General features: G+C 69.8%; 9 protein-coding genes. 3 read left to right on the top strand and 6 right to left on the bottom strand.

Annotated elements, in window-relative coordinates:
• A partial coding sequence (locus ACWGH4_RS22240; protein ID WP_453463536.1) for a hypothetical protein occupies positions 1-223 on the top strand: 223 nt, incomplete at its 5' end.
• A 236-nt stretch (positions 224-459) separates the two neighbouring features.
• Here the strand turns inward: ACWGH4_RS22240 and ACWGH4_RS22235 are convergent.
• Positions 460-1,467 (bottom strand): stage II sporulation protein M, encoded by a 1,008-nt coding sequence (locus ACWGH4_RS22235; RefSeq protein ID WP_364601781.1) that lies wholly within the window; start codon positions 1,465-1,467, stop codon positions 460-462.
• A 148-nt stretch (positions 1,468-1,615) separates the two neighbouring features.
• Here ACWGH4_RS22235 and ACWGH4_RS22230 point away from each other — a divergent pair, with 148 nt between their 5' ends.
• Positions 1,616-2,560, top strand: coding sequence for an RDD family protein (locus ACWGH4_RS22230; RefSeq protein WP_453463534.1), 945 nt, complete (start codon positions 1,616-1,618; stop codon positions 2,558-2,560).
• Positions 2,561-2,713: 153 nt separating this feature from the next.
• On the opposite strand, the gene ACWGH4_RS22225 is transcribed toward ACWGH4_RS22230, so the two are convergent.
• Both ACWGH4_RS22225 and ahcY read right to left on the bottom strand, forming a co-directional pair.
• Positions 2,714-3,328, bottom strand: coding sequence for a hypothetical protein (locus tag ACWGH4_RS22225; RefSeq protein WP_441267629.1), 615 nt, complete (start codon positions 3,326-3,328; stop codon positions 2,714-2,716).
• Between the two features lie 148 nt (positions 3,329-3,476).
• Positions 3,477-4,934, bottom strand: a complete 1,458-nt coding sequence (gene ahcY, locus ACWGH4_RS22220) for an adenosylhomocysteinase (RefSeq protein WP_453463530.1) — start codon at positions 4,932-4,934, stop codon at positions 3,477-3,479.
• A 368-nt stretch (positions 4,935-5,302) separates the two neighbouring features.
• On the opposite strand from ahcY, the gene ACWGH4_RS22215 reads away from it, so the two are divergent.
• Positions 5,303-7,423, top strand: coding sequence for a fructose-specific PTS transporter subunit EIIC (locus tag ACWGH4_RS22215; RefSeq protein ID WP_453463527.1), 2,121 nt, complete (start codon positions 5,303-5,305; stop codon positions 7,421-7,423).
• Between the two features lie 533 nt (positions 7,424-7,956).
• Here the strand turns inward: ACWGH4_RS22215 and ACWGH4_RS22210 are convergent.
• The 3 genes from ACWGH4_RS22210 to ACWGH4_RS22200 all read right to left on the bottom strand — a co-directional run.
• Positions 7,957-8,922 carry a cation diffusion facilitator family transporter gene (locus tag ACWGH4_RS22210; RefSeq protein WP_453463524.1) on the bottom strand — a complete coding sequence of 322 codons (966 nt, stop codon included), beginning with the start codon at positions 8,920-8,922 and terminating at the stop codon, positions 7,957-7,959.
• 93 nt (positions 8,923-9,015) lie between these two features.
• Entirely contained in the window at positions 9,016-10,194 is a 1,179-nt protein-coding gene (gene manA / locus ACWGH4_RS22205) for a mannose-6-phosphate isomerase, class I (RefSeq protein WP_453463521.1), read from the bottom strand.
• Positions 10,195-10,249: 55 nt separating this feature from the next.
• On the bottom strand, positions 10,250-10,612 hold a 363-nt coding region (locus ACWGH4_RS22200), incomplete at its 5' end, for an SIS domain-containing protein (RefSeq protein ID WP_453463518.1).

The raw sequence follows: 10,612 nt of genomic DNA, 5'->3' as shown, positions 1-10,612 counted from the left end.
TCCGAAGATGGACGGGGTATCAACATATCTGGCGTTGATTTTTGGCACACTGTTGAGTTCTCAAGGAACGGACGCTTCCTTTGTACTCACCCTCTCGGGCTTTCCTCCGGGCGCTTCCCTTCGGTCTTGCGTTTCCAACCTTACCAGATCCGTTTTCCGTTCCGTTTCCGGTTCGGATTTCATTTCCGGTGGCCGCTGGAGGGCCTTTTTGCCTTTCGGCTGATCCGAACTTTATCAGAATCATCTTGGCCGACCTAATCGGCGTTGTGATTCGGATAAGGAATCGGGAAGCGGCTCCGCGGAAATCATTTCCCGGCGAGAGCCAGACAGACTCTAAATGTTCACGCCCGAACTTGTCCAGTCCGAGGCAACCGTTTAAATCTACCTCCCCACGGGTCCCGTGTCAACGGGGCTGCGGGGCGAAGAGGAGACTAGCAGGTCACAGGGCCCGCACGCACATCAGGCCGCCGTGGGGAGCTCGGCGCTGCGGTCGGCCTCCTCCACGTCGCCCGTGTCTCCTGCACGGGCCGCTCGGCCGCCCAGGACGTAGACGTACGCGAGGAAGCCCAGCTCGGCGACGATGCCGATGGTGATGCGAGCCCAGGTCGGCAGGCCGGAGGGGGTTACGAAGCCCTCGATCAGGCCCGACACGAACAGCACCAGGGCGAGGCCGATGGCCATGCCGAGCGCCGCCCGGCCCTGCTGGGCAAGAGCGGTACGACGGCTCAGCGGTCCCGGGTCGATCACCGTCCAGCCGAGACGCAGACCGGTGCCGGCCGCGACGAACACGGCCGTCAGTTCGAGCAGGCCGTGCGGGAGCACCAGCCCGAGGAAGACGTCGAGCCGGCCGGCGGACGACATGAGTCCGATTCCTACGCCCAGGTTCAGCATGTTCAGGAAGAGGATCCAGATGACCGGCAGGCACAGGAACGCACCGAGGGTCAGGCACATGGCGGCTGCCTGAGCGTTGTTCGTCCACACTTGAGCGGCGAACGAGGCCGCGGGATGGCTCGAGTAGTAGGTCTCGTACTCCCCGCCGGGGCGGGTCAGCCGACGGAGTTCTTCCGGTGCCCCGATCGCCGACTGGACCTCCGGGTGGGTTCCGATCCACCAGCCGATGAGGGCGGCGACGAGGGTGGAGAGCACCGCGGTCGGTATCCACCAGTGCCGGGACCGGTAGACGGCGGCGGGAAAACCGGCGGTGAGGAAGTGGACCGCGTCCCTCCAGCTCGACCGCCGGGTGCCGGTGACCACAGCTCGTGCCCGTGCCACGAGCTGGGTGAGCCTCGCTGTCAGTGCCGGTTCCGGAGCGCTGGACTGTACGAGAGAGAGATGAGTGGCCGTGCGCTGGTAGAGGGCGACGAGCTCGTCTGCTTCCGCGCCCGTCAGGTGACCGCCCCGACGAAGGAGGTGGTCCAGGCGGTCCCACTCGGCACGGTGGGCTGTCACGAAGACGTCGAGGTCCATGGTCGGCTGCTGCTCCAGGCACTGGGTGCATTGCGTACGGTCCGTACTACTTCACTGCTGCACTACTGCGACACGCTGCCGGTCAGCTTGGCAGACTGGGAGATCAAGGGGCAGGGAAGACCGGAGAACGCGACGACAGGGGGCAGCAGTGAGTGGGCTAGTGACGGGGGACGCGGTCGTACTGGGGCTGCAGCCGGCAAGACTGCCGAGCCGGGCGCTCGCCCTCGTGATCGATCTCGCCGTCATCTGGACCGTGTACCTGCTCCTGTCGATCGGTCTGGCGCTCGCCACGGCATCACTGGACGAGGCCGCGGTCATGGCGGTGTCCATCGCCTCGTTCCTGCTGGTCCTCGTCGGTGCGCCGATAGCCGTGGAGACCCTCAGCCACGGTCGTTCCCTGGGAAAGCTGGCCTGCGGGCTGCGTGTGGTCCGTGACGACGGCGGGCCGATCAGGTTCCGGCACGCGTTGGTGCGCGGGGCGATGGGCGTCGTGGAGGTTCTCTTCACGTTCGGGGTCATCGCCTGCATCGCTTCGCTGGTGTCGGAACGGGGCCGGCGAATAGGCGACGTCTTCGCCGGGACACTCGTCGTGAGGGAGCGGGTCCCCGCCGCCCGTGGCCCGATGGCGTCGCCTCCTCCGCCGCCGTGGCTGGTCGGACGGTTCGCCCAGCTCGACCTGTCGGGTGTGCCGGACGACCTGTGGCTGGCGATACGCCAGTACCTGACCCGTATGAGGCAGCTGGATCCTGCCGTGAGCTGGTCCATGGCGCAGCGGCTGGCCGGCGATCTGGCGGAGCGCACGGGAGCGCCGGCGCCTGAGGGCGTGCCGCCGGCCGCATATCTTGCGGCCGTGGTCAATGAGCGGCAGGCCCGTGACGCCCGGCGGGCGTTCACCAAGGCCACGCGCGAAGTCGGCCCCGGCCCCAGGGCTGCCGGTCCCGCTGCGGTCCCCGCCGAAACGACGGTCGACAGCATGGACACGCGGTCTGCCGCTGCGGCAACGGGCAGCACACCCCTCCCCCGTCCTACTGCGCCGGCCCAGGCCCACGTCCCCCCGACCGGGACGCCCGGAGGTTTCGCGCCTCCCGCCTGAGCGACCGAGCGACCGAGCCCTGATCGCTCGAGCATCCGAGCGGAACGCCGCGCCTTCGGCGCCGGCAGGCGGATCGGTCCGACGAGCCCGTCGGCAGGGACGGCCCGCCCGGCGCGTCGCGTTGAAGCCATGCGGCGGGCGGCGACCGCGGGGTCAGCGGAAGGTGGAGGGTGGGCTCTCGAGGTCCTCGAGCTCGATGCCCGGCGCCGCGAGGACCACGTCCCCGGCGATGTGAATCACGTGCTGCTCGCCCGTGTCCAGGGCGTTGACCTGGTATTCGTCCACTGTCAGAAGGCCGTTGTCAGTGGTGTGCGCTTCACTTTTCACCAGAGCCCAGGACTGGTCGACGGTCCGGGGTGCGAGTACGGGGTCGGTGAAGGCGACGAGACGGACGCGGGTGGCGGGGGCGCCGGGTGCGAGGCGCAGCAGACGGGCCGTTGCGACGAGGAAGGCGGGGGAGGTGCCGGTGAAGGCGTGGGCGGGGGCGTTCCCTTCACGTGCGTCGGTTCCGGTCGGGTCGGTGCGGACCCAGGTGACGCCGTCGATCGCCGCGCCACGGACCTGCCAGCTCGCCGCGTGGAGTTCGAGGCGGATGGGGCGGCCCAGCTCGTCGAGCGCGAGGTCGACGGAGCCGGCGTCGTCGCCGGAGGGAGTGGTGGTCCGGGAGACGTATCGCCAGCCGGAGGGGCCGGGGGCGCATTGGAAGTGTTCTTCGCCGAGGGGGGTGTGGTCGTGCGGATCGTGGAGCGAATAGCGGCCGCGGGGCATGGGGGCGTAGGTGTCCTTGTGCGGTGAGGCGTGAGCCGGAGCCGTTCGAGGAGGGTACGGGGCAGGCCCCCGACACGGGGGTGCGGGGGCCTGCCTGGTACTGCTCTGCGAGTACTGCCTACGGCGCTGCGCTACGCCGTCGTCGTGATCAGTAGCGGTAGTGGTCCGGCTTGTACGGGCCCTCGACCTCGACGCCGATGTAGGCGGCCTGCTCCGGGCGCAGGGTGGTGAGCTTGACGCCGAGGGCGTCGAGGTGGAGGCGGGCGACCTTTTCGTCGAGGTGCTTGGGCAGCACGTAGACGTCGGTCGGGTACTCCTGCGGCTTGGTGAACAGCTCGATCTGGGCCAGGGTCTGGTCCGCGAACGAGTTGGACATCACGAAGGAGGGGTGGCCGGTCGCGTTGCCCAGGTTCAGCAGGCGTCCTTCGGACAGCACGATCAGGACCTTGCCGTCGGGGAAGGTCCAGGTGTGGACCTGCGGCTTGACCTCGTCCTTCACCACACCCGGCAGCTGCGCCAGGCCGGCCATGTCGATCTCGTTGTCGAAGTGGCCGATGTTGCCCACGATGGCCTGGTGCTTCATCCGGGCCATGTCCGAGGCCATGATGATGTCCTTGTTGCCGGTCGTGGTGATGAAGATGTCCGCGCTCTCCACCACCTCGTCCAGCGTGGTGACCTGGTAGCCGTCCATCGCCGCCTGCAGCGCGCAGATCGGGTCGATCTCGGTGATGATCACCCGGGCGCCCTGGCCGCGCAGCGACTCCGCGCAGCCCTTGCCCACGTCGCCGTAACCGCACACGACCGCCGTCTTGCCGCCGATCAGCACATCGGTGGCGCGGTTGATGCCGTCGATCAGCGAGTGCCGGCAGCCGTACTTGTTGTCGAACTTCGACTTCGTGACCGCGTCGTTCACGTTGATCGCCGGGAAGAGCAGGGTGCCGTCGCGGTGCATCTCGTAGAGGCGGTGGACACCGGTGGTGGTCTCCTCCGTCACGCCGCGGATCTCGGACGCCAACTGCGTCCACTTCTGCGGGTTCTCGGTGAGCGTGCGGTTCAGAAGGCGCAGGATGTGGCTGTACTCCTCGCTGTCCGCGGTGGACGGGTCGGGAGCGGCGCCCGCCTTCTCGAACTCGACACCCTTGTGGACCAGGAGGGTGGCGTCACCGCCGTCGTCCAGGATCATGTTCGGGCCGCCGGTGGGGGTGTTCGGCCAGGTCAGCGCCTGCTCCGTGCACCACCAGTACTCCTCCAGCGTCTCGCCCTTCCAGGCGAAGACCGGGATGCCCTGCGGGTTCTCGGGGGTGCCGTTCGGACCGACCGCGATGGCGGCGGCGGCGTGGTCCTGGGTGGAGAAGATGTTGCAGGAGGCCCAACGGACCTCGGCGCCGAGCGCGGCAAGGGTCTCGATGAGGACGGCTGTCTGCACGGTCATGTGCAGGGAGCCGGTGATGCGGGCGCCGGCGAGCGGCTGGGCGTCGGCGTACTCCTTGCGAATCGACATCAGGCCGGGCATCTCGTGCTCGGCGAGGGTGATCTCCTTGCGGCCGAAGGCGGCGAGGGAAAGGTCGGCGACCTTGAAGTCCTGGCCATTGGCGACAGTCGACATGCGAGCTGCTCCTCGTGGTTCGGGTCGAGGGTGGTTACGGCTGGCTCTGCGGCGGCCAGGGCATACGAATGCCCGGGAGTCCGCAGGACAGTCCGTCGGAGGCCCTCTCTCCCTCGGCCGGTCCGCGCGGGACCGCCCGACCGCCATCAGCAGCGACGTCTGACTGGTTACGAATCTACACCGATCGGCCCAGCCGACCCCAGCCGCCCAGGGGCGGGTTCCGGACAGTCTCCCGAGTCCGGAAGGCGGCGGGTCCGCGGCTTCCGGGCTTTTGACATGGCCGGAATCTGGTGCACGATGCTGCGACATCCCGCTGGTGCGTCAGGGCCATCCGCACGATCCGGCGGGACGAGCGTTAGGAGAACCACGTGACGAGTCCGGCGAACGGGCAGCGGGCGTTGAAGCTGCTCGCGGTGACGGCCTGTCCGACAGGCATCGCCCACACATACATGGCGGCGGAGAAGCTGACGCAGGCCGCGCAGGCCCTCGGCGTCGACATGAAGGTGGAGACCCAAGGATCCATCGGCGCCGAGAACACGCTGTCTGACAACGATGTCAGAGAGGCGGACGGCATCATCATCGCCGCCGACAAGGACGTCGACCGCAGTCGCTTCGCCGGTAAGAAGGTGCTGGCCGTCGGCGTCTCGGAAGGAATCCGGCACCCGGAGCAGCTGATCGAACGGGTGCAGTGTGCCCCGGTGCAGGGTTCTGCCGGCGAGGAGGACGGGGCCGCGGGCGCTTCGCACGGCCCGGCCGGCGCCGACAGCGGCAGCGGCAGCGGCAGCGGCAGCAAGGAACGCAGCGCCGTGTACAAGGCGCTGATGAACGGTGTCTCGTACATGATCCCGTTCGTCGTGGTGGGCGGGTTGCTCATCGCCGTCTCGCTGGCGCTCGGCGGTGATGCGACGGCCGAGGGCTATGTCATTCCCGAGGGCACCTTCTGGGCGCAGGTGAACGCGATCGGCGTGGTCGGCTTCGAGCTGATGATCCCGACCCTGTCCGGGTACATCGCCTACGCCATCGCCGACCGGCCCGCGCTGGTACCGGGCATGATCGGCGGATGGATCGCCGGGCACGGCGAGTTCTACGACTCGGAGGCCGGCGCGGGCTTCATCGGGGCCATCGTCACCGGCTTCCTGGCCGGCTACCTCGTTCTGTGGATCAAGAAAGTCAAGGTCCCCAAATTCGCCCGGCCGATCATGCCGATCATCGTGATCCCCGTCGTGGCCACGACGGCGCTCGGCCTGTTCTTCGTGTACGTGATCGGTGAACCGATCTCGTGGGTCTTCACGCATCTCACCGACTGGCTCAGCGGTCTTACGGGGACGAGCGCGGTCCTGCTCGGCGCGCTGCTCGGCCTCATGATCGCGTTCGACATGGGCGGGCCGGTCAACAAGACCGCGTTCCTGTTCGGCGCCGGCCTCATCGCGACCGGCAACCAGACGGTGATGGGCATGTGCGCGGCCGCCATTCCGGTCATGCCGCTGGGGCAGGGCCTCGCCACGTTGATCCGGCGCAAGCTGTACTCGGAGCAGGAACGCGAGACGGGTATGGCCGCGCTCTTCATGGGCACGTTCGGCATCTCGGAAGGTGCGATCCCGTTCGCGGCCGCCCGTCCGGCGCAGGTCATCCCGGCGAACATGCTCGGTGGTGCGGTCGCCGGTGCGATCGCGGGCATGGCCGGTGTCGAGGACGCGGTTCCGCACGGCGGGCCGATCGTCGCGGTTCTCGGCGCGGTCGGCGGTGTGCCGATGTTCTTCCTGGCCGTCGCCGCGGGCACGGTCGTCACCGCGATCACGACCAACGCGCTGATCGGCCTCAAGGAGCGTGCCGTCCGGGGCGCGCCCGCTCCCGCCTTCGCGGGTGCCGCCGGTGCCGAGCCCGCGGCCGTCGATCGAGCACTCGTGGGCTCGGCGCCGGCAGCAGCGGACGTCGCGGCTGGGTCCAGCACGCGGGAAGCGTCCACGTCCCAGTACCCGACCGCCGCGGCTGCGGCGGGTGAGGCGCCGGGTGACGGGAGCCCGGACGACAGCGGCGTCCTCTCCGGCTATCTGACCGCGCAGACCGTGCGGGTGCGGCTCGACGCCGACAGCAAGGACGCCGCCATCAAGGAGATGGCCGGGATGCTGGCCACCACCGGCCAGGTGGCGGACCCCGAGGCACTGGTGCGGGCCGCGCTGGCACGCGAGGAGCAGGGCACCACGGGGCTCGGCGACGAGATCGCCGTCCCGCATGCGAAGACGGACGCCGTCACATCCCCCGTCGTCGGATTCGCCCGCTCCATGGAAGGTGTGGAATGGGGCTCGCCGGACGGCACCAAGGCCAAATTGATCTTCATGATCACGGTGCCGGAGGCCGCCGCTGGCGACGAGCACCTGCGCATCCTGGCCATGCTGTCCCGCAAGCTCATGGACGCGGAGTTCCGTGAGCGCCTGACGACGGCACCGGACGAGGCCGCGATCCTCGCCGTGCTGCGCGAGGTCGGCTAGCCGGTCGTCGGCCGGGCGGTCAGCCAGGCCGACGGCCACGTCCACATCTACGGCCACGTCCATGGGTACCGGTGTCGGCACCGGCGGCGTCCGCCACGAGCGAGCCGCCGGGACAGTTACGGTCGCGATCCACGCGCTGCGGCTCCGCCGACCCGGCCCCGCCTGCGGCGGAGGAGCGCCGGTCCGCCCATGCCAACTCAAGCGGCCGCGGAGAACCCCGCCGAGCGCCGGCACCGGAGACCGCCGCACTTTTCGCCCGGCTACGCGAGGCCGGCCAGCCGGCCGTCGGCCGGGCCGACGGCCACGTCCACGGGCACGGGGCGCGGCACCGGCACCGGCACCCGCACCGGGGAAAAGGACGCCTGCTCGCCACGTCCCCCGGACACACGCCACGCCACGCCGCGCCACACGCAACGCCAAGGCGCGCGAACGGTCCGGAGCGCCGAACAGCCAACAGGGAAGGCCCCCGACCCGCGCCGCCGGCATCGCCGGTGGCACGCGGTCCGGGGCCTTCCTCGTGGAACAGGACCCGCTCAGTGTCCGGAGCCGCCCGGCGACTTGGCCGGGTCGGTGCCCGCGGCAGCCCTCGACTCGTTGTAGATGTCCGGCTCGAGGTAGATCACGCGCGCGATCGGCACGGCCGCCCGGATGCGCTCCTCGGCGGCGTCGATGGCCTCCGCCACCTCGTCGGCGGTCTCGTGCTGCTCGACGGCGATCTTCGCTGCGACGAGCAGTTCCTCGGGACCGAGGTGGAGCGTGCGCATGTGGATGATGCGGGTGACGGTCCGGCCGTCGACCGTGGCGGCCTTGATCTTCTCGATGTCGTCCGTGCCCGCGGCCTCACCCAGCAGCAGCGACTTGGTCTCCGCGGCGAGCACGATGGCGATCAGGATGAGCAGGACACCGATGCACAGGGTGCCGATGCCGTCCCACACACCGTCGCCCGTGACCAGCGCGAGGCTGACGCCGACGAGGGCCAGGATCAGGCCGACCAGGGCGCCCAGGTCCTCCAGGAGCACCACGGGAAGCTCGGGCGCCTTCGCCCGGCGCACGAACTGCGTCCAGCTGAGCTTCCCGCGCACCACGTTGGATTCCTTGATGGCGGTGCGGAACGAGAACGTCTCGGCGATGATCGCGAAGACCAGCACGCCGACCGGCCAGTACCAGGCCTCGATCTCGTGCGGGTGCTTGATCTTCTCGTAGCCCTCGTAGATGGCGAACATGCCACCGACGGAGAACAGCACGATGGAGACGAGGAAGGCGTAGATGTAGCGCTCGCGCCCGTATCCGAAGGGGTGCTGGGGGGTCGCCTCGCGCTGGGCCTTCTTGCCGCCGAGCAGCAGCAGGCCCTGGTTGCCCGAGTCGGCGAGCGAGTGGACGCTTTCGGCGAGCATCGACGACGAACCACTGAAGAGGAACGCCACGAATTTGGCCACCGCGATTGCGAGGTTCGCGGCGAGTGCTGCCACGATCGCCTTGGTACCGCCTGACGCGCTCATGCTTGCCCGATGTCCCTTCGTACGTACGCCGACCGGTCCTGTGCGCGGTCTCGGCGGTGCGCCATTGTCGCAGCAGCCGTCCGCGGTGCCGACTCAGGCCACCACAGTCGCGCGGAAGACCGTGCCGGGACCGCCGTCCGTACCCGAGATCTCCACCTTCTCCCCTGCCGGCACGAACGCCGACTCGCCCGGTCCCAGCCGCAGTTGACCGGCCGTGACGCCGCCCGCGGTGCAGAGCAGGATCTGCGGCGTGGACGCGGTCACGTCGCGCGCCTCGGCGTCGGGCGCGAGCACAAAGCGGGAGAGCCGGAATTCGTCGATGGGCGTCTCGTAGACCTCTTCCCCGGAGGGTGACGCCTCGGGGCGCAGCACCGCGGGTTCGGAGGCCTCGAACCGGACGATGCGCAGGAGTTCGGGGACGTCCACGTGCTTGGGGGTGAGTCCGCAGCGCAGCACGTTGTCGGAGTTGGCCATGATTTCGACGCCGAGTCCGTCGAGGTAGGCGTGCGGAACGCCGGCGCCGAGGAACAGCGCTTCACCCGGCTGCAGTTGGATGTGGTTGAGCAGCATCGCCGCGATGACGCCGGGGTCGCCCGGGTAGTGGCGGGCGATCTCGGCGTACGGGGCGTAGGCCCCGCCGAGGCGTTCGGCCGCGGCCGCGGCTTCCGCGACGGTTGCCGCCATCTCCTGCGGGTCCGCGGTCAGTACGGCGGTGAGCACCTCGCGGAGGGCGGCGTCCTCGGGGTGGGCGTGCAGAAGGTCGACGTACGGCTTGAGGGAGTCGACCTCGAGTCCGGCGAGCAGTTCGGCCGCGGCGGCGGGGGCGCGGAAGCCGCAGAGGCCGTCGAACGGCGTGAGCGCGCAGATCAGTTCCGGCTTGTGGTTGGCGTCCTTGTAGTTGCGGTGCGGCGCGTCGACGGGGACTCCGGCCTTCTCCTCGGCGCCGTAGCCGTCCCTGGCCTGGGCGAGATCCGGGTGGACCTGGAGGGACAGGGGCGCGGCGGCGGCAAGAAGCTTGAGGAGGAAGGGCAGCCGGGGACCGAACTTGGCCACGGCCGCCTCGCCGAGCTCGCGTTCGGGGGCGGCGGCGATCACGTCGGACAGGGGCTGGTCCGCCTCGCCGCCGCGGGTGACGCGGGACGGTGCCCCCGGGTGTGCTCCCATCCACATCTCGGCCTGCGGCTCGCCGGTGGGAGCGACGCCGAGCAGCTCCGGGATGGCGGTCGTGGACCCCCAGGCGTAGGGGCGCACGGTGTTGGCGAGGCGATCCATGGTCTTCCCTGGTCCTTCGTCGGTACGTCGTGGTGCGGGTGCTGCCGTTGTACGTCTACTCGTGGTGGTTGCCGGAGGCCGCGAGGGCCAGGTACACGGCGGCGAAGTCGGTGACGGCGAGCAGTTCGGCGATCGACTCCAGCTGTGAGCCGTCCTCCGGTTCGAGCTCGCTGACGGCCGTGTCGTGGGCGAGCGCCAGTTCGCGGGCGGCGGGGGCCGCCGTGAGGCCGCCGGCGGGCCGGTCGCGCAGCAGTACGACACGGGCCCGCAGCGCCTGCTGCTCGTCGACCCGGTCGCGGAAGAAGTCGTCCTGGTCGGCGCCCGCCGTGAAGTCGCCGGCGAGGAGGACTCCGTGCGCGGGCAGGGCCTCCGGCAGATCGGCCGCGAGCGCGGGGCGGCCCGCGAGCTCGGCCAGGAC

Source organism: Streptomyces sp. NPDC054847 (genome assembly GCF_053610925.1).
This window is presented reverse-complemented; position numbering and strand designations above follow the sequence as displayed.

What these genes read in the sequence shown, in the direction of transcription:
- ACWGH4_RS22235 (WP_364601781.1), bottom strand. Translation starts at nt 1,467, where the DNA reads ATGGACCTCGACGTCTTCGTGACAGCCCACCGTGCCGAGTGGGACCGC.
- ACWGH4_RS22225 (WP_441267629.1), bottom strand. Translation starts at nt 3,328, where the DNA reads ATGCCCCGCGGCCGCTATTCGCTCCACGATCCGCACGACCACACCCCC.
- ahcY (WP_453463530.1), bottom strand. Translation starts at nt 4,934, where the DNA reads ATGTCGACTGTCGCCAATGGCCAGGACTTCAAGGTCGCCGACCTTTCC.
- ACWGH4_RS22210 (WP_453463524.1), bottom strand. Translation starts at nt 8,922, where the DNA reads ATGAGCGCGTCAGGCGGTACCAAGGCGATCGTGGCAGCACTCGCCGCG.
- manA (WP_453463521.1), bottom strand. Translation starts at nt 10,194, where the DNA reads ATGGATCGCCTCGCCAACACCGTGCGCCCCTACGCCTGGGGGTCCACG.